The sequence below is a fragment of the Streptomyces manipurensis genome, assembly GCF_049570255.1.
Taxonomy (GTDB): Bacteria; Actinomycetota; Actinomycetes; order Streptomycetales; family Streptomycetaceae; genus Streptomyces; species Streptomyces manipurensis.
This window is the reverse complement of record NZ_CP186950.1, coordinates 6179736-6197209: the sequence shown is the minus strand read 5'-3', so window position 1 is coordinate 6197209 and position 17474 is coordinate 6179736. Positions and strand designations below refer to the sequence as shown.

16 protein-coding genes are annotated in these 17474 nt (G+C 72.5%); 1 reads left to right on the top strand and 15 read right to left on the bottom strand.

Annotated elements, in window-relative coordinates:
* Positions 1 to 7: 7 nt before the first annotated feature.
* The 15 genes from ACPU2J_RS28315 to ACPU2J_RS28245 all read right to left on the bottom strand — a co-directional run bounded on the left by ACPU2J_RS28315 (position 8) and on the right by ACPU2J_RS28245 (position 17041).
* A complete protein-coding gene (locus tag ACPU2J_RS28315; RefSeq protein WP_420079030.1) occupies positions 8 to 1390 on the bottom strand; it encodes an aspartate aminotransferase family protein in 1383 nt (460 codons plus the stop codon).
* Positions 1387 to 2415 (bottom strand): adenosyl-hopene transferase HpnH, encoded by a 1029-nt coding sequence (hpnH, locus tag ACPU2J_RS28310; protein ID WP_361593260.1) that lies wholly within the window; start codon positions 2413 to 2415, stop codon positions 1387 to 1389. The genes ACPU2J_RS28315 and hpnH overlap by 4 nt, the downstream gene beginning before the upstream one ends.
* Positions 2416 to 2420: 5 nt before the next feature.
* Entirely contained in the window at positions 2421 to 3086 is a 666-nt protein-coding gene (locus ACPU2J_RS28305; protein WP_420079031.1) for a 1-hydroxy-2-methyl-2-butenyl 4-diphosphate reductase, read from the bottom strand.
* A complete protein-coding gene (gene shc, locus ACPU2J_RS28300; RefSeq protein WP_423834275.1) occupies positions 3086 to 5149 on the bottom strand; it encodes a squalene--hopene cyclase in 2064 nt (687 codons plus the stop codon). The genes ACPU2J_RS28305 and shc overlap by 1 nt, the downstream gene beginning before the upstream one ends.
* 120 nt (positions 5150 to 5269) lie before the next feature.
* Positions 5270 to 6370: a polyprenyl synthetase family protein gene (locus ACPU2J_RS28295; RefSeq protein WP_391344947.1), complete on the bottom strand. Its 1101-nt coding sequence runs from the start codon at positions 6368 to 6370 to the stop codon at positions 5270 to 5272.
* A 53-nt stretch (positions 6371 to 6423) separates the two neighbouring features.
* Entirely contained in the window at positions 6424 to 7803 is a 1380-nt protein-coding gene (hpnE, locus tag ACPU2J_RS28290) for a hydroxysqualene dehydroxylase HpnE (RefSeq protein WP_423834274.1), read from the bottom strand.
* Positions 7804 to 7909: 106 nt separating this feature from the next.
* Positions 7910 to 8872 (bottom strand): presqualene diphosphate synthase HpnD, encoded by a 963-nt coding sequence (gene hpnD, locus ACPU2J_RS28285; RefSeq protein ID WP_420079033.1) that lies wholly within the window; start codon positions 8870 to 8872, stop codon positions 7910 to 7912.
* Positions 8869 to 9753 carry a squalene synthase HpnC gene (gene hpnC / locus ACPU2J_RS28280; RefSeq protein ID WP_361593272.1) on the bottom strand — a complete coding sequence of 295 codons (885 nt, stop codon included), beginning with the start codon at positions 9751 to 9753 and terminating at the stop codon, positions 8869 to 8871. Before hpnC ends, hpnD begins: the two co-directional genes overlap by 4 nt.
* Positions 9754 to 10186: 433 nt before the next feature.
* A complete protein-coding gene (locus tag ACPU2J_RS28275) occupies positions 10187 to 10969 on the bottom strand; it encodes an ABC transporter ATP-binding protein (RefSeq protein ID WP_361593274.1) in 783 nt (260 codons plus the stop codon).
* The gene (locus tag ACPU2J_RS28270; RefSeq protein WP_399816898.1) at positions 10962 to 11891 is read right to left on the bottom strand and encodes an ABC transporter permease; all 930 of its coding nucleotides are present in this window, start codon (positions 11889 to 11891) and stop codon (positions 10962 to 10964) included. The genes ACPU2J_RS28275 and ACPU2J_RS28270 overlap by 8 nt, the downstream gene beginning before the upstream one ends.
* 94 nt (positions 11892 to 11985) lie before the next feature.
* Entirely contained in the window at positions 11986 to 12867 is an 882-nt protein-coding gene (locus tag ACPU2J_RS28265) for a glycosyltransferase family 2 protein (RefSeq protein WP_420082321.1), read from the bottom strand.
* 8 nt (positions 12868 to 12875) lie between these two features.
* Positions 12876 to 13655, bottom strand: coding sequence for a CDP-alcohol phosphatidyltransferase family protein (locus tag ACPU2J_RS28260; RefSeq protein WP_420079035.1), 780 nt, complete (start codon positions 13653 to 13655; stop codon positions 12876 to 12878).
* Positions 13633 to 14694, bottom strand: coding sequence for an iron-containing alcohol dehydrogenase family protein (locus ACPU2J_RS28255; RefSeq protein WP_361593282.1), 1062 nt, complete (start codon positions 14692 to 14694; stop codon positions 13633 to 13635). Before ACPU2J_RS28255 ends, ACPU2J_RS28260 begins: the two co-directional genes overlap by 23 nt.
* Positions 14682 to 15431, bottom strand: coding sequence for a sugar phosphate nucleotidyltransferase (locus ACPU2J_RS28250; RefSeq protein ID WP_420079036.1), 750 nt, complete (start codon positions 15429 to 15431; stop codon positions 14682 to 14684). Before ACPU2J_RS28250 ends, ACPU2J_RS28255 begins: the two co-directional genes overlap by 13 nt.
* Positions 15428 to 17041, bottom strand: coding sequence for a DUF5941 domain-containing protein (locus tag ACPU2J_RS28245; protein WP_423834273.1), 1614 nt, complete (start codon positions 17039 to 17041; stop codon positions 15428 to 15430). Before ACPU2J_RS28245 ends, ACPU2J_RS28250 begins: the two co-directional genes overlap by 4 nt.
* On the opposite strand from ACPU2J_RS28245, the gene ACPU2J_RS28240 reads away from it, so the two are divergent.
* Positions 17036 to 17179 carry a hypothetical protein gene (locus ACPU2J_RS28240; protein ID WP_365487774.1) on the top strand — a complete coding sequence of 48 codons (144 nt, stop codon included), beginning with the start codon at positions 17036 to 17038 and terminating at the stop codon, positions 17177 to 17179. The genes ACPU2J_RS28245 and ACPU2J_RS28240 overlap by 6 nt on opposite strands.
* The last annotated feature ends 295 nt before the right edge of the window (positions 17180 to 17474 follow it).

The window sequence follows — 17474 nt, the reverse complement described above, 5'->3', positions numbered from 1 at the left end:
CGGGCCGTCAGCGCACGGCGACGGCCTGCTTCACCAGCGTCCGGCCGAACTCCCACATCAGCCCCGAGCCGCCGTGCGCCTCGTCCATGACCTCGCGGAAGGCACCGACGAAGCGGTCGACGTCCGCCTCCTCCAGGACCAGCGGCGGAATGAGCTTGATCACCTCGAGGTGGTCCCCGGAGACCTGGGTGAGGATCCGGTGCCGCTGGAGCAGCGGCACCACCACCATCTGCGCGAACAGCCCCTTCCGGGCGGCCTGGAGCATGGTCCACCTGCTGCGCAGCCCCCAGGAGGACGGCCGCCCGAACTCGATGCCGATCATCAGCCCCCGCCCGCGCACCTCGTGCAGCAGCTCGTACTCGTCGACCAGCGCCGCCAGCCGGCCGCGCAGCAGGTCGCCCGTGGTGCGGGCGCGCTCCACGAGCCGCTCGTCCTCCATCACGGACAGCACCGCGAGCCCGGCCGCCATCGCCTGCGCGTTGGACCCGAAGCTCGCGGAGTGCACGAGCACCCGGTCCATCGACGAGTAGACCTTCTTGAAGATCCAGTCCTTGCCCAGGGTCGCGCCCACCGGCACGTAGCCGCCCGACAGCGCCTTGGCGACGCAGACCAGGTCCGGCTCCACGCCCGGCTCGTGCTGGTACGCGTAGAAGTCCCCGGTCCGTCCGAGCCCGGTCTGCACCTCGTCGGCGATCAGCAGCGCCTTGTGCCGGTGGAGCAGTTCCTGCGCCGCGAGCAGGAATCCGGGCGGGGCGGCGAGCACCCCCTTGCCCTGGATCGGTTCGAGGACGAAGGCGGCGACGTCCCCGCGCCGCAGCTCGCGCTCCAGGGCCGCCAGGTCGCCCAGGGCGATCCGGGTGTCGGGGAGCAGCGGCGCGAAGCCGTCCCGGAAGCCTTCCTCCCCGTTGACCGAGAGGGATCCGGTGGTGAGCCCGTGGAAGGCGTGGTCGCAGTAGAGGATCCGGGGGCGCCCGGTGGCGTACCGGGCGAACTTCAGCGCGGTCTCGACGGCCTCCGTTCCGCTGTTGCCGAAGAACACGCGGTCCAGGTGCGGGCTGTACGCCAGGAGCCGCTCGGCCAGCAGCCCCGGCAGCGGCTGACAGTCGAAGCGGGTGAGGTCGGCCAGGCCGGCGTCCAGGACGTCGTGCAGCGCCTGCCGGACCACCGGGTGGTGCCGGCCGAGGCCCATCACCCCGAAGCCGGCCAGCATGTCGAGGTGGTCGTTGCCCTCGGCGTCCCAGAAGTGGGCGCCCTCGGCGCGCTCGTAGACCTTGTCGAAGCCGATGGTGCGCAGCATCCGGGGCAGCTGCGGGTTGAGGTGGCGCTCGTGCAGCGCGTAGCGCTCGGCGCCGCGCTCGTCGAGCAGGGCCCGCAGGTCGAAGCCGGTCACTGCGGGTCCCGGTTGCCGCCGACCGTCTCCCGGGCGGCCCGCAGGGACTCCCGGAGGGATCCCATGGTGGCCAGGACGGCGGTGGGCTCGTACCCGCAGTGCGCCATGCAGTTCGCGCAGCGCGGGTCCTTGCCGCGGCCGTACTTGCTCCAGTCGGTGTCCTCGACGAGCTCCCGGTACGTGGGTACGTAGCCGTCGCTCATCAGGTAGCAGGGGCGCTGCCAGCCGAAGAGCGAGTAATTCGGAATGGCCCAGGCCGTGCAGGGGAAATCGGCCTTCCCTTCCAGGAAATCGAGGAAGAGCGGGGAGTGGTTGAGGCGCCAGCGCCGCCGGTTGCCGCCCGCGAAGGCCTTCCGGAAGAGGTCCCGGGTCTGTTCGACGCCCAGGAAGTGCTCCTGGTCGGGCGCCTTTTCGTAGGCGTAGGCGGGCGAGATCATCATTTCGTCCACCTTCAGGTCGTCATTGAGGAAGTTGAGCACCTCGATGATCGTCTGGGGCGTGTCGGTGTTGAAGAAGGTGGAGTTCGTGGTGACCCGGAATCCGCGCCTCTTCGCCTCCTTGATGGCGGCCACCGCCTCGTCGAAGACCCCTTCCTTGGCCACCGACTCGTCGTGGCGTTCCCGCAGGCCGTCGATGTGCACGGCGAAGGCGAAATACGGGGAGGGGGTGAACTTCTCGATCTTCTTGCGCAGCAGCATCGCGTTGGTGCACAGGAACACGTACTTGCGCCGGGCCACCAACTGCCGCACGATCTCGTGGATCTGCGGGTGCATCAAGGGCTCGCCGCCCGCGATGGACACCATGGGCGCGCCGGACTCCAGCACGGCCCCGACCGCCTGGGCCACCGGCATGCGCTGCTTGAGCACCCCGGCCGGGTGCTGGATCTTCCCGCAGCCCTCACAGGCCAGATTGCAGGCGTAGAGCGGCTCCAGCTCGACGATCAGCGGGAACTTGTCCCGCTTGCGGAGCTTCTGTTCGAGCAGATAGGTCCCGACCCTGATGGTCTGGCGCAGCGGCATGGCCATCTGGCTCACCTCCTGGGGAGCAGCGAAGAACGGTGCCATTCATGAAAAGCGGGCAGTACGGCACGCAGGACACGGAAGGCCGATATTCCCCCGCGGACCGTGCCGATGCGGACGAGCTCATGGTCCGGTGCGTCCACGATCACCCGGACGGCCGCAACGGGACGGCCACCGCCCCGTACGGCCGTCCACAGGGTCGCGGCGGATTCCATGTCGACGGCGACCGCGCCGGTGGCGCGCAGCTCCGCACGCTCCTGGCCGCGGACGACGTGGTCGGATCCGGTCAGCACACCGGTGTGCACGGTCCGGCCGGGCAGGGCCCGGGCCAGGGACTCCACGAGCAGTTCGGTGCCGGTGCAGGCGACGGTGCCGCGCGGGTCCCATGTCTCCCGGGCGACGACCAGGTCCCCGGGGTGCATGCCGGGGACCAGTCCGGCGCAGAACCCGGTGGCGAGGACGGCGGCCCGGCCGGCCCCCGGCCGCTCCAGCGCACGGCCGACGGCGCGTTCGGCCGCGCGCGGACCCATCCCGGTGCGCAGCAGGGTGTGCGTCCCGTGGGCCCGCGCCGCTCCGCGGGCGCCGCTGCGCAGGGCCGCCTGTTCGATGCGCAGGGCGCAGGCGATCAGCAGCCGGTCCTCCGGTCCGGCGGGCCGTGCCCCGCCGGGGGCGGACATCACCGCCCCCCGGCGGCGACCGGGTGCGACCCGGTGAGCGCGGCGGACTCGCCGTACAGGTAGCGGCCGAGCGCGGTCAGCGGGAACACCTGCCGGTACAGGTGGTAGTTGATGGAGAAGTCCCAGGGGAAGCCGGTGCCGGTGAAGTAGGGCTCGTCCCAGGAGCCGTCCTCCCGCTGGGTCCGCACGAGGTGGGCGATGCCCCGGTCCACGGCCTCGCTCTCGCGCTCGCCGGCGGACAGCAGGGCCATCAGCGCCCACGCGGTCTGGGAGGCGGTCGAGGCGCCCTTCCCGGCCCAGGCGCGGTCCTTGTAGGAGCGCTGGTCCTCGCCCCAGCCGCCGTCCTCGTTCTGTACGGACTCGAGCCAGCGCACGGCGCGCCGCACCGCCGGATGCCCCGGGGGGATACCGGCCGCGGTGAGGGCGGGGACCACCGACCCGGTTCCGTAGACGTAGTTGGTGCCCCAGCGGCCGAACCAGCTGCCGTCCGGCTCCTGTGCGTCGAGCAGCCAGGCGATGCCCCGCCGGGTCCTGGCGTCCCCGGCGCGGCCCTCGTAGGCGAGCATCTCCACGACGTGGGCGGTGACGTCCGCCGAGGGCGGGTCGATCACCTCGCCGAAGTCGCAGAACGGCAGCCGGTTGGGGAAGGGGCTGGTGTTGTCGGCGTCGAAGGCGCCCCACGCGCCGTCCTTGGACTGCATGCCGAGGTTCCAGGACACCCCGCGGGCGATGGCCGCCTCGACGCGGGCCGGGTCCGGGTGCTGGATCCGGCGCAGGGCGAGGACGACCTCCGCGGTGTCGTCGATGTCGGGGTAGGTGTCGTTGTGGAACTCGAACGCCCAGCCGCCGGGGGCGAGTCCGGGCCTGCGCACCGCCCAGTCGCCGGTGCGGACGATCTCCTCCCCGAGCATCCAGTCGGCGGCCTTGACCAGCGCCGGGTGGTCGGGGCGGACACCCGCGTCGGCGAGGGCGATCGCGGCCAGGCAGGTGTCCCACACCGGGGACTGGCAGGCCTCGATCATCCGGGCGCCGTCCTCGCGCCAGACCGCGAAGCGGTCCAGGGACTCCAGGCCGGCCCGCATCACCGGGTGTCCGAGGTCGTAGCCGAGCAGGTGCAGGGCGATGACGGAGTAGACGGCGGGCGGCTGGATCCCGCCCCAGCAGCCGTCGTTCTCCTGCCGTTCGATGATCCAGCGGGCGGCGGCGCCCATCGCCACCTCGCGCAGCCGGCGCGGTGCGAACCGCCGGTAGACGTGCAGGGCCCGGTCCATGCGCTGGAAGGCGCCGTCCCAGGTGGTCAGCGGGGCCATCCGGCGGGCGGGGAAGGGATTGCGGGCGTCGGCGTGCAGTTCGTCGAGCGCGAAGGGGCCGGGCCGGACGGGGCGCAGTGCAGAGACCACGGTGAGGGGGACGATGGTCTGCCGGGCCCAGCAGCCGAAGTCGTAGATGTTCAGGGGGACCCAGGGCGGCAGGAACACCAGCTCGGGCGGGAGTTCGGGCAGGTGGTCCCAGCTCCACCAGCCGAAGAGGGCGAGCCAGATCCGGGTGAAGACCCGGGCGGCGGCGATCCCGCCGTGGGCCCGGATCCAGGCCGAGGCGCGGCTCATGTGCGGGGCGTCGGGCGGGTCCCCGGCCAGGCGCAGGGCGACGTACGCCTCGATGGTGGCGGAGAGTTCGGACGGTCCGCCGTGGAAGGTGGCCCAGGTGCCGTCCTCCCGCTGCTCGCCGCGGATGAAGAGGGCGGCGGCGTAGGTGGTGGCCTCGTCCCGGATGCCGAGGAACTGCCGCAGCAGCAGGTCCTCGGCGTCCATGGTGACGTTGGTCTCCAGGTCGCCCTTCCACCAGCCTTCGGGGTCCTGGCGTTCCAGCAGGTGCCGGGTGGCGCGCGCGGCGGCCTCGTACACCCCCGCCGGAACGTCCTGCGGGGGGTCCGGGAGGACCACGGTGGCGGCCTGGCCCGCGCGCGGCGCGCCGGGCCCGGGCCGGTCGGGCGGCGGCGCGCCCTGGGTGGATTCGCTGCCAGCGCCAGCGCTTTCGGCGCTGCCGTCGGTCGTCGCTGTCATGGCTTCCCCTTAGAACAGTGTCCTCTGCTGTGCTGGGGTCTGCCGTCGGCCGGGGCGCGCCGTCCTCAGGCGGCGGCTCCGGCCGGCGACTCGCGATTCATATCCGCTGCCGGGTGGCGGTCACCTCTTGCGTACGACGACGAAGTCGGCGAGGGCGACCAGCTGGTCGCGGACCCGCTGAGGCATGTCGACGTCGTCCAGGGCGCGGATCGCCACGGCGTGCTGGCGGCGCGCTTCGTCGGCCGTCCACCGGCGGCCGCCCGCCTCCTCGATGAGGGCGGCGCGTGCCGCGAACTCCTCCTCGGAGAAGTTCGCGAAGTCGCTGCTCTTGGCGTCGGCGGCGAGCAGTTCCGCGAGGTGTTCGGAGGCCGGGCCGCCGGCCGCGAGGGCGGCGACCACCGGCAGGGACTTCTTGCGCTGGCGCAGGTCGCTCCAGGTCTGCTTGCCGGTGGACTCCGGGTCGCCCCAGATGCCGAGGAGGTCGTCGACGGCCTGGAAGGCGAGGCCGAGGTGGTAGCCGTACTCCTCCAGCTTGTCGGCCGTACGGTCGTCCGCGCCGCCGAGCACGGCGCCGATGGAGACCGCGCAGGCGAGCAGGGCTCCGGTCTTGTTGCCCTCCATCTCCAGGCACTCCTCGACGCTGACGCGCTCGCGGTGCTCGTAGGAGATGTCCTGCGCCTGGCCGTCGATGAGCTTGCGGCTGGCGGTGGTCAGGCGGCGGGTGGCGCGGCCCGCCTCGACGGTGCCGAGCTCCAGCAGCACCTCGTTGGCGAGGGCGAAGAGGGCGTCGCCGACGAGGATGGCGAGAGCCGGGCCGTGCACCTTCCAGACCGTGTCGCGGTGGCGGCGCTGCTCGTCGCCGTCCATCAGGTCGTCGTGGAGCAGGGAGAAGTTGTGCACGAGCTCGACCGCGACGGCGCCGGGGATGCCGACCTCGGGGGCGGCGCCGGCGGCCTCGGCGGAGAGCAGGGCGAGGGCGGGGCGCACGGCCTTGCCCCCGTCGCCGTCGGCGATGTTGCCCTGGGCGTCGATCCAGCCGAAGTGGTAGGCGGCGACGGTGTCCATGGGCGCGGCGAGCCGGTCCACGGCGGCGCGCAGGGCGGGGGTCGACAGCGTGCGGCCGCGTTCCAGGAGGGCCACCGTGTCCGCCTTCTCCACGCCCCTGCCGGCTGCGGCCACACTGGCATCCGTGTTCTCGACAGCCGGATTCCCCGGGTTCACTGGCTCTCCTCTTGTTCCTGTACGTGCGGTGCTGGTGGTGCTCGTCGTGGGCGTCATGCCGCCTCCTGCAGCGGGTGTTCGCGGTGGCGGCCGAGCGCGGCGAGCGCGGCGTGGGCCGCGTTCAGTCCGCTCCGGACGGCGCCCTCCATGGTCGCGGGCCAACCGGTGGCAGTCCACGCACCGGCGAGGTAGAGCCCCGGCGTGTCGGTGCGCGCCCCGGGGCGCAGCCGGCCGACGCCGGGTGTGGGGGCGAAGGTCGCCGTGCGCTCCCGGGTGACGAAGAAGTCCCGTACCTTGGCGCCCCGGGCGGCGGGCAGCAGCCGTTCGAGCTCGGGCAGGTACTTGGCGCGCAGGACGGAGACCGGTTCGTCGATGTCGTCCTGGGCGACCGACTGGGACAGGGCCAGGTACTGGCCGCCGTCGGGGAGGCCGGAGGAGTCGGTGCGGTCGAAGACCCACTGCACCGGCGAGCCCAGCGCGGCGAAGAAGGGCCGGCGCAGCACCTTGCGGTCGTAGACGACGTGGACGTTGAGGATCGGGGCGGTGCCGATGTCGAGCAGCTTGCCGGGGTCGGCGAGGGCGCCGTCCGGCAGCAGTCCGTGCGCTTCGCGCTGCGGGACGGCGAGCACGACGGTGTCCGCCTCGAGGGACTCCTCCTCGGTGTCGACGCGCCAGCCCGCCCCGGGCGTGCGGGACAGTCCGGTGACCCGGGTGCGCAGGGCGGTGCGCACCCCGGCCGCGTCGAGCCGTTCGCGGGCGAGGGTGTCGTGGAGCCGGCCGAGCGGTACGCGTGCCCAGCCGATGTCGGCCGCGCCCTTCTCGGACAGCAGGCCGGTCTTGAACACCTTGGCGGCCAGGCCGAGCGAGGACTGCTCGGCGGTGGCGTTGAGCGTGGCGATGCCGACGAGGTCCCAGAGGGCCTCGACGGTGCGGTCGGACTGGCCGTGGCGGCGCAGCCAGGTGGCGAAGTCCAGGCCGTCGAGCGCGGAGTCCTCGGGGTCGAGGCGGCGCAGGGCGAGGGCGGCCCGGCCGACGCCCGCGCGCTCGGCGAGGGAGAGGTGGGGGTAGCGGGCGAGGGCCCCGGCGAGGTGCAGGGGCACGGGCAGCGGGCCGCGGCGCAGCCGTCCCAGGCGCGGGCGGCCGGGGTGGGCCACGTCGAGCACGGGGACGTCGAGCCGGTCCTGCAGCGGTGCGAGGGCGGTGCCGCCGACCCGGTCGAGGAACCACCGGTAGGCGGTGCAGCAGCGCAGGTAGACGTGCTGGCCGTTGTCGACGACGAGGTCGCCGCGCTGGAAGGAGAAGGCGAGCCCGCCGAGCCGGGGCCGGCCTTCGAGGAGGGTGACCTCCAGGCCCGCGTCGGCGAGTTCGAGTGCCGCGGTGACTCCGGCGAGGCCGCCGCCCACGACGACGGCCCGGCGGTCGGTGCCGGTCATGTGGCCTCCCCCGTGCCGTGGGCCGCCGGGGCGGCGCGGCCCTCCGTGGAGGACGCGGCCGCGGGGCCGCGGGTTGCTCCGGGCCGGGCGCCCCTGGCCCGCGCGGTCACGCCCGCCTCCGGACGGCCTGGCGGGTGACGGTCCGCGCGTCCAGCCCGGACAGGCCGCGCACGGCGACGTACGCCTTCTCGTGCGGCGGCAGGGAGACCCGGCCCCGCAGGACGGCCTCGGGCTCCCGCTCGATGCGGTCCAGCAGGCGCCGGTAGATGCCGGCCATGGCAGCCACGCAGGCGCCGCTGCGCCGGTCGAGCATCGGCAGCAGCCGGTAGCCCTCGGCGAACAGGGCGCGGGCCCGGCGGACCTCGTGGTGGACGAGCCCGGCGAAGTCGGCGCCGGCGGGTGCCCGGTCGCTGTGGAAGCCGTCGGAGCAGCCGAACTTGGCGAGGTCCTCGGCCGGCAGGTAGGTGCGGCCGTTGGCGGCGTCCTCGCGGACGTCGCGCAGGATGTTGGTGAGCTGGAGGGCGAGGCCCAGGGTGTCGGCGTACTCGGGGGCGCGCGCGGCGTCGGCGGCGGCCGGGCCCGAGGCGCCGGCGGTGCCGAACACCCCCAGCGAGAGCCGGCCGATGGCCCCGGCCACGCAGCGGCAGTAGGTTCTGAGGTCGTCCCAGGTCTCGTACGTCTCGCCGCGGACGTCCATGAGGACGCCGTCGATCAGCTCGTCGAGGCCGCCGAGCGGGATCGGGAAGCGACGGGCGGCGTGCGCCAGGGCGACGGCGACCGGATCGGTGTCGTCCTCCTCGATCTCCCCGGCGCGGATCCGGCCGAGCAGGGCGCGGGTCTCCTCCAGCCGTGCGAACTTCGCGTCGGCGGGCAGGGTGCCGTCGCCGATGTCGTCGACCCGGCGGGAGAAGGCGTACAGGGCGGACATCGCCTGGCGCTTGTCGGTGGGCAGCAGCCGGATGCCGTACGCGAAATTGCGTGCCTGCGTTCCGGTGACGGCCTCGCAGTAGCTGTACGCCGCCTGCACGGGTGCGGACGCGTGTGTGGGCCCCTCCACGTTCGGGCTCACCCCTTTCTCGGCGCTGTGCGCAGGACGGCTGCCACCTCGCGGAGCAGGCCGGGCTTGGTCGGCCTGGGCGGGCCGGGGAGGACGTCGAAGCCGGCGGCGGTGACGGCCCGCAGGGCGGCCCGTCCCCCGCCCACGAAGCCGGCGAGCAGCAGCCGGAGCCTGCCGTGCACGCTGCCCACGAGCGGGGGGCCCTCCTCCAGCAGCTCGCGGGCGCGCTGGGACTCGAACGCGACCAGGGCCCGTACGGAGGCGCCGGCGGTGGGGGCCGCGAGGTCGGCCTCGGACACGTGGAAGCGCCGCATGTCCTCGGCCGGCAGGTAGATCCGGTCGCGTCCGAGGTCCTCGGCGACATCCTGCACGTGCTCGACGATCTGGAGCGCGGTGCAGACGGCGTCGGAGCGGCGGACGCGTTCGGGGGTGCTGGTGCCGGTGAGGGACAGCACGAGGCGGCCCACCGGGTTCGCGGAGAGCTCGCAGTAGGAGACGAGGTCGGCGTAGCTCTCGTAGCGGGTGACGCGCTGGTCCTGGCGGTTGGCCTCGACGAGCCCGAGGAAGGGCTCGGGGGTCAGGCCGTGGTCGCGCACGACGGGCTGCAGCGCGAGCAGCAGGGGGTGGCGCGGGGGGCCGTCGGAGGAGCCGAAGACGCGCAGCAGGTCGGTCTCGAAGGCGTCGAGCATGGCGAGGCGGTCGTCCGTCGCGGCCGGGTCGAGGCCGAGGAGCACGGCGTCGCGGCCGCCGGGGGCGAGGTCGCCGTCGCCGATGTCGTCGACGAGCCGGGCGTAGCCGTAGACGGCCATGAGCCCGTCGCGCCAGGCGCGGGGCAGGAAGGCGGGGGCGACGGGGAAGTTCTCCGCCGCCGCCTTGTCGAGGGTGGCGCTCACGTGGACCGTGTCGGACGGTGGCCGGATGCCGGGCCCCGGGGTCACCGCCCGCCGCCCGTGGCGGGGACGGCCGCAGATCCTGGGGGCCGGAGAATTCCCGTAGCCATTGCCGTCACATCTCCCGTTCTACACTGCCGACCCAATACATCCTATTTCGGACACGCCGCCGGTGGTTTCCCGGGGGCGTTCCGGGGCCGTTCACCTGCGGTGAATCGTCCCCTCTTGCCGCGATTCAGGACCTGTGCAGCTTACGCTGTACAACGTCGCGGGGGCCGCGCGGGTATTCACTGCGCCGCCGAATGTCGCCGCCGAATGCGGGAAACGCGCACGCGGGGTATTACGGGCACACACCCGAGGCCCCCGCCGCGCTGAGCGGCAGGGGCCTTCAGGGGGAGCGGACGTGCGCGGCGGCGGGCGCCGGGCGGGCGGGAGATCAGCCGTTGGTGGCCTTCTCGTAGGCCGAGACGACTTCCTCGGTGGGCCCGTCCATCAGGAGCTCGCCCTTTTCCAGCCACAGCACCCGGTCGCAGGTGTCGCGGATGGACTTGTTGTTGTGGCTGACGAGGAAGACCGTGCCGGCCTTCTCCCGGAGTTCCTTGATGCGGTTCTCCGAGCGCACCTGGAAGGCGCGGTCACCGGTGGCGAGGGCCTCGTCGATCATCAGGACGTCGTGGTCCTTGGCCGCCGCGATGGAGAAGCGCAGTCGGGCCGCCATGCCGGAGGAGTAGGTGCGCATCGGCAGCGAGACGAAATCGCCCTTCTCGTTGATGCCCGAGAAATCGACGATGCTCTGGTAGCGCTGCTTGATCTGTTCCCGGCTCATCCCCATCGCGAGCCCGCCGAGGACGATGTTGCGCTCGCCCGTGAGGTCGTTCATGAGCGCGGCGTTCACGCCCAGCAGCGAGGGCTGGCCGTCGGTGTAGACCTTGCCCTCCTCGCAGGGCAGCAGGCCCGCGATGGCGCGCAGCAGCGTGGACTTGCCGGAGCCGTTGGAGCCGATGAGGCCGATGGCCTCGCCGCGGTAGGCGGTGAAGGAGACCCCGCGCACGGCGTGGACCCGGCGCACGCCCGGGGCGTCGCCCCTCTTCCGGCGCATGATCTTGCTCAGGGCGGCGGTGGCCGCTCCCCTGCCGCTGCTGCCGGTGTTGACCCGGTAGACGATGTGGACGCCGTCCGCGATCACGGTGGGGACGCGCCCCTGGTTGTTGTCATCCACGGCCGTACCGCTCCTCGGACTTCCAGAAGTACACGAAACCGCCGAGGCCGATGAGCACGGCCCAGCCGACCGCGAAGGCCCACACGTGCGGGGGCAGGTTGTTCGCGCCGTAGTCGTCGATGAGCGCGAACCGGATCAGGTCCATGTAGATCGCGGCCGGGTTCCACAGCAGGACGTCGCTGATCCACTGCGGCTGGTCCTTGAGGTAGACCCCGATCGGGAACATGACGCCGGAGGCGTACATCCAGGTGCGCATCACGAAGGGCATGAGCTGCGCCAGGTCGGGGGTCTTGGAGCCCATCCGCGCGAAGATCATGGCGAGGCCGGTGTTGAAGACGAACTGGAGGGCCAGCGCCGGGATCACCAGCAGCCAGGACAGGCGCGGGAAGTTGCCGAACCAGAGGGCGATCACGAAGACGACGATCATCGAGTACATCAGCTGCTGGAGCTGCTGCAGCGAGAACGACACGGGCAGGGAGGCGCGCGGGAAGTGCAGCGCGCGCACCAGGCCGAGGTTCCCGGAGATGGCCCGGACGCCCGCCATCACCGAGCTCTGCGTGAAGGTGAAGACGAAGATGCCCATCACCAGGAACGGGACGTAGACGTCCTTGGGCATCTCGCGGCCGGCGCCGAGGATCAGCCCGAAGATCAGCCAGTAGACGACCGCGTTCAGCAGGGGGGTCGCCACCTGCCAGACCTGGCCGAGCTTCGCCTGGCTGTACTGCGCGACCAGCTTGGCCCGGGAGAACGCCATGATGAAGTGGCGCCGGCCCCAGAGCTGCCGCACGTACTCGCCCAGACCGGGCCGGGCACCGCTGACGGAGAGGCCGTACTTCCTGGCCAGCTCCGCAGGGCTCAGCCCCGCGTCGGCGGACGGCGGCCTGCTCGTGGCGAGGGCGCCGTTGTGGGTTGTGTCACTCACAAGTTGAAACTTTCGTCCTCAAGATGCGGCCGGGTGGGCATCAGGCTGGTGGCGCGAAGCCCGTGATCGCGCCATGTTCCCAGACGCGGGCTGGTCAGATGACAGGTGGTCGGCCCAGCCGGGTCAACCGCCAGACCGTACGCCATCGCATCGGGCGGCGGGGTCCGCAGGGAGTGGTCCATCCCTCCCGGAATCCGCCGAACCAGGCCTTGAGCGCGGGTCCCGAGGGCTTGCGCAGGAGCGTCAGCAGGAGCCAGACGCCCAGGTAGACCGGGACCAGAGGAGCGGGCAGGTTGCGCCGGGCGAGCCACACCCGGTTACGAGCCACCATACGGTGGTAGACGGCGTGCCGGGAGGGGGCGGTCGTCGGGTGCAGCAGCACCATGTCCGCCCGGTAGTCGATCAGCCACCCGGCGTCGAGCGCCCGCCAGGCCAGGTCGGTCTCCTCGTGGGCGTAGAAGAACTCCCCCGGCAGGACCCCGGCCTGCTCGAACACCTTCGTACGGACGGCGTTGGCCCCGCCGAGGAAGGTGGTCACGCGGGAGGAGCGCATCGGGTCGGAGGCCCGCAGCCGGGGCACGTGCCGGCGCTGGGTCTGCCCGGTGTCCGGATCGGCGATGCGGAAGCTGATGATCCCGAGCGCGGGGTCCTCGGCGAAGGCCTGCCGGCACAGCTCGGCGGTGTCGGTGCGCTCCAGCAGCCCGTCGTCGTCGAGGAAGAGCAGGGCGTCCACGTCGCGGCCGCCGGGGCCGAAGGCCTCGATGCCGATGTTGCGGCCGCCCGGGATGCCCAGGTTCTCGGGCAGGTCGACGGAGCGGACCCCCGGCGGCAGGTCCGCCACCTCGGCGACCTTCACGCCCTGGCCCACGACGACGACCTCGACCGGGTCGCCCTCCTGGCGGGCCACCGAGTCGAGGAGCGCCTTGAGCTCGTCGGGCCGGTTGCCCATGGTGATGATCACGGCGCCCAGCCGCATCGGGGCGCTCACTTCAGCCTGCTGGAGGCGAGGATCGACACGAGGTGCAGCACGGTCTGGAGCATCGCGATGCCCGCGAGCACGGCGACGCCCACCCGGGACCAGTACAGGTCGCCGCGCATCTGGTCCAGGACGGCCAGGAACAGGATGAGCAGCGAGGCCTCGATGCCGAGGATCAGCCGGTGGAACTTGAGCGCGGCCGCGGCCCGGCGGGCGAGGGCCATGCCCTTGGCGCGCGGCTCGGCGGCCGCGTCCTTGACCACGGGCTTGCCGGCCTGGTGGCGGGCGACGCCGACCAGGTCGGTCTCCGCCTTGATCAGGATGGCGCCGAGGGCGGCGAGCGTGCCCAGGAAGGCCCACAGCCAGTCCACCCGGCCGGGGCCCCACAGGTCCGCGGCGCGCAGGCCGAAGCCGACCAGGACCGCCGCGTCGCACAGGTAGGCGCCGACCCGGTCCAGGTACACGCCGGAGAGCGAGTACTGCTTCTTCCAGCGGGCGACCTCGCCGTCGACGCAGTCGAGCAGCAGGTACATCTGGACCGCGACCACGCCGAGCACCGCGCCCCAGATGCCCGGGATCAGCAGGGCCGGGAGGGCGAGGACGCCGGCGAGGGTCATCAGGTAGGTCAGCTGGTTGGGCGTGACCCGGGTGGTGACCAGGACGCGGGTGATGCGCAGGGAGACCTCGCGCATGTAGAGGCGGCCGCCCCAGTGCTCGCCGCTGACCCGGTCCTTCACGCCCGCCGGGTGCACGACGGGCCGGAGTTCAGCTACGGATGGTCTTGGCATAGTCGGAGTAGGCGTCCCTGATCTCGGCTGCGGACAGGTTGAGGTGCTCCAGGATCGTGAAGCGTCCCGGGCGGGTCTGGGGGGCGTACTCGACGGCGGCGACGAACTCGTCGATGCTGAAGCCGATCTCCTCGGGCGCGACCGGCAGGCCGTGGCGGCGCAGCACCTCGACGAAGTGGCCGGAGGCGTCCGCGGCGCCGCGCAGGTGCATCGCGAAGGCCGCGCCGATGCCGACCTGCTCGCCGTGGAGCGCCGAGCGCCCCGGGTAGAGCAGGTCGAAGGCGTGGCTGATCTCGTGGCAGGCGCCGGAGGAGGGGCGGGAGTCACCGCTGATCGACATGGCGATGCCGGACAGCACCAGGGCCTCGGAGAGCACGGTGAGGAACTGGTCGTCGCCGCAGCCGCCGGGGTGGCGCAGCACCGACTCGCCGGCGGTACGGGCCATGGCGGCGGCCAGGCCGTCGACGGGCTCGCCGGTGGTCTCGTGGCTGAGCTCCCAGTCGGCGATCGCCGAGATGTTGGAGATCGCGTCGCCGATGCCGGCGCGGATGAACCGCACCGGGGCCTCCTTGATGACGTCCAGGTCGATCACCATGGCGATCGGCGTGGGGACGCCGTAGGAGCCGCGGCCGTTGTCGTTGTCCAGGATGGACACCGGCGAGCAGATGCCGTCGTGCGAGAGGTTGGTGGCGACGGCCACCATGGGCAGCCCGACCCGCGCCGCGGCGTACTTGGCCACGTCGATGATCTTGCCGCCGCCCAGTCCCACGACGGCGTCGTAGCGGCGGCCCTTTATGTCGTCGGCCAGCTTGACCGCGGAGTCGATGGTGCCGTCGACGACGGCGTACCAGTCGGCGTGCGGCAGGACGGGCTCCAGCTTGGCGCGCAGCGCCACGCCCGAGCCCCCGCTGATCGCGATGGCGAGCTTGCCCGACGCGGAGATCCGCTGGTCGGCCAGGAGGCCGGCCAGGTCGTCCATCGCCCCGCGGCCGATGTCGACGACGACCGGCGAGGGGATGAGCCTCGTCAGTACTGGCATGCGATCGTCCGGCCCTTGGCGAGGTCGTCGTGGTTGTCGATCTCGACCCACTTGACGTCGCCGATGGGGGCCACGTCGACCACGAAGCCGTCGTTGACGAGCTGTTGGTAGCCGTCCTCGTAGTACAGGTCCGGGTCGCGCTCGAAGGTGGTCTTCAGCGCCTCGGCCAGGGCCTCGGCCGCCTCGGGCTCGATCAGGGTGACGCCGATGTACTCGCCGGTGGCGTCGGCGGGGTCCATCAGCTTGGTGATCTTCCGGACGCCGGTGTCGCCGACGACGACCTTCATCTCCTCGTCGGCCAGGACCTTGACGGTGTCCAGGGCGAGGATGATCTTCTGGCCGTTGCCGCGGGCGGCGAGGAGGGTCTCCTCGACGGAGACCGGGTGGACGGTGTCGCCGTTGGCGAGGATCACACCGCGCTTGATGACCTCACGCGCGCACCACAGGGAGTAGGCGTTGTTCCACTCCTCGGCCTTGTCGTTGTCGATCAGCGTGATCTTCAGGCCGTACTTGGCCTCCAGCGCGGCCTGGCGCGCGTAGACGGCCTCCTTGCGGTAGCCGACGACGATCGCGACCTCGGTCAGACCGACCGCGGCGAAGTTGCCGAGGGTGAGGTCCAGGACCGTGAGGCTCTCCTCGTCGCCTGCCGGGCCGACGGGCACGAGGGCCTTGGGCAGGGTGTCGGTGTAGGGACGCAGGCGGCGTCCCGCACCGGCGGCGAGGACAAGGCCGATCATGCTGGTTCTCCTTCGTCATGTACGGCGGGTGCCCCGGAGGAAACCCAGAAGCGGATGCTCTCCACGAGCACCACGAGTGCCACGAACACGGCCAGGACCGTGAGCGCGACGGGGAAGTCCGATGCGCGGTCCACGAGGACGGCGGCCAGGACCGCCGTCAGCAGGACCCGGCCCTCGTGGCCGCCGATCGTCCGCACCAGCCAGTGCGGGGGCGCGCCGGTGCCTCCGCGGATGCGGTACACCGTGTCGTAGTGATGGTAGGCGACCGCCGCGATCAGGCCGAATGCCGCCGGAAGGGCACCGGGGACGTCCGCCTTGACCGCGAGCACGAGCACGGTGACGTACTCGGCAGCGCGGAACAGCGGCGGGATCAGCCAGTCGAGAGCGCCCTTGAGGGGGGCCGCGACGGCGAGGCCGGCGGCCATGGCGTAGATCACGGCGACGGCGACGAGCCGCGGGTCGCCGAAGGGGAGGTACAGGGCGGCGCCGGTCATCAGCACGGCACCGAGGGCGGCGACGTACACCGAGCCGAAGGAGCCGGCCCGGCCGCGCAGCAGGCGGGCCTGGAGCTCGGCGAGCGGACCGCTGTCGGCCAGGTCGGCGAGGGCCTGGGCGGCCCGGTCGGTGCGGCGGGCCTTGCGCGTCAGGGACCGCAGCACGCGGCCGGCGGTGGTGTACAGCGCGCCGAAGGCGCATCCGACGATCAGGGCGTAGAAGACGATCCGGGGCGTGGTGAGGGCGGTCAGGACCGCGATCATCGCCCAGCGCTCGCCGATCGGCAGGATGATCATGCGCCGGACCCAGACCGTCCAGCCGACGCTGTCGAGGCGGTCGGAGAGCGCCGCGGTGGGGCTGGTGTTGGCGGTGGCGTCGTGGTTGGCCTCGTTGAAGGAGAAGTCCACGACGTGCCGGCAGGTCATGAGGATCATGGCGCCGAGGGCGAGGCCCCAGACGTCGTCGCCGTTGCGGGCCGCGCCGAGGGCGAGGCCCGCGTAGAAGGAGTACTCCTTCGCCCGGTCGAAGGTGGCGTCGAGCCAGGCTCCCATCGTCGAGTACTGCAGGGAGTAGCGGGCGAGCTGCCCGTCGGTGCAGTCCAGGACGAAGGAGACGATGAGCAGCACGCCGGCGGCGACGTAGCCCCAGCGCTCGCCGGTGGCGGCGCAGCCCGCCGCGATCAGCGCAGTGATCAGCGACGCGGTGGTGACCTGGTTCGGGGTCAGGCCGCGGCGCGCGCACCAGCGGGCGATGTAGCGCGAGTAGGGGCTGATGCAGAAGGTGGTGAAGAACCCGTCGCGGGACTTCACGGCGGAGCGCAGCCGTACGGCTTCCTCGTCCACGGCGGCGACGGCGGCGGCCGCGGCCGCTCGCTCCTCGCCGGCGGCGGGGACGGTGGCGACGAGGCTGCCGAGCTCGGGACGCTGGACGGCGGTCCCGTCGGCCTCGACGGCGGCGGCCAGCCGGTCGGCGTACGGACCGGGGCCCGCCGCGTCGCCGGCCGCGGCCGCGGCCTTGTCCAGTGCCTCACGGGCACCGGCCTGGACGGAGAGGGCGCCGGTGACGGCGCAGGCGTCGAACCGGGGGTCGGTCAGGGCCAGGCGCAGCGCGTGCACGTGCCCGACGAAGGCGCTGTCGACGACGGCCACCCGCTGGTCGGCGGGTACGCCGGCCAGTGCGGCTGCGGCTTCCGCGGGCCCGGCGGCCGGGCGGACGTCGAAGCCGAGGGAGCGCAGCTCGTCCGCGAGCGGTGATCCGGGGACCGGCAGGCCGGTGAGGATGACGGTCGGCAGACGAACTCACTCCTTGTGACGGGTTCCGAACGGGCGCCCTCGTGGGGCGGCGGCACGTCGGCAGAGGCTATCGGATGAATGGAAGCGGGGATTCACCGCCCGTTCACGCCCCGATCAGCCGAATGTCCGGGGCTCCGGGCCGGGTCGTGATCATCATGGGTGATCACCTCGCGGCTCCACAAACGGGCCGGGTGTTACGGTGGACACGCCCCGAAGGTGTCGAGTGGAAAGAGGTGGGTTGATGACCGTCGCAGTG

Bases quoted from the DNA above. Each gene is read 5' to 3' on its own strand.
- ACPU2J_RS28250 (WP_420079036.1), bottom strand. From the start codon at position 15,431: ATGATCGGCCTTGTCCTCGCCGCCGGTGCGGGACGCCGCCTGCGTCCC.
- ACPU2J_RS28255 (WP_361593282.1), bottom strand. From the start codon at position 14,694: ATGCCAGTACTGACGAGGCTCATCCCCTCGCCGGTCGTCGTCGACATC.
- hpnE (WP_423834274.1), bottom strand. From the start codon at position 7,803: ATGACCGGCACCGACCGCCGGGCCGTCGTCGTGGGCGGCGGCCTCGCC.
- ACPU2J_RS28265 (WP_420082321.1), bottom strand. From the start codon at position 12,867: ATGCGGCTGGGCGCCGTGATCATCACCATGGGCAACCGGCCCGACGAG.
- ACPU2J_RS28260 (WP_420079035.1), bottom strand. From the start codon at position 13,655: ATGCCAAGACCATCCGTAGCTGAACTCCGGCCCGTCGTGCACCCGGCG.
- ACPU2J_RS28305 (WP_420079031.1), bottom strand. From the start codon at position 3,086: ATGTCCGCCCCCGGCGGGGCACGGCCCGCCGGACCGGAGGACCGGCTG.
- shc (WP_423834275.1), bottom strand. From the start codon at position 5,149: ATGACAGCGACGACCGACGGCAGCGCCGAAAGCGCTGGCGCTGGCAGC.
- hpnH (WP_361593260.1), bottom strand. From the start codon at position 2,415: ATGGCCATGCCGCTGCGCCAGACCATCAGGGTCGGGACCTATCTGCTC.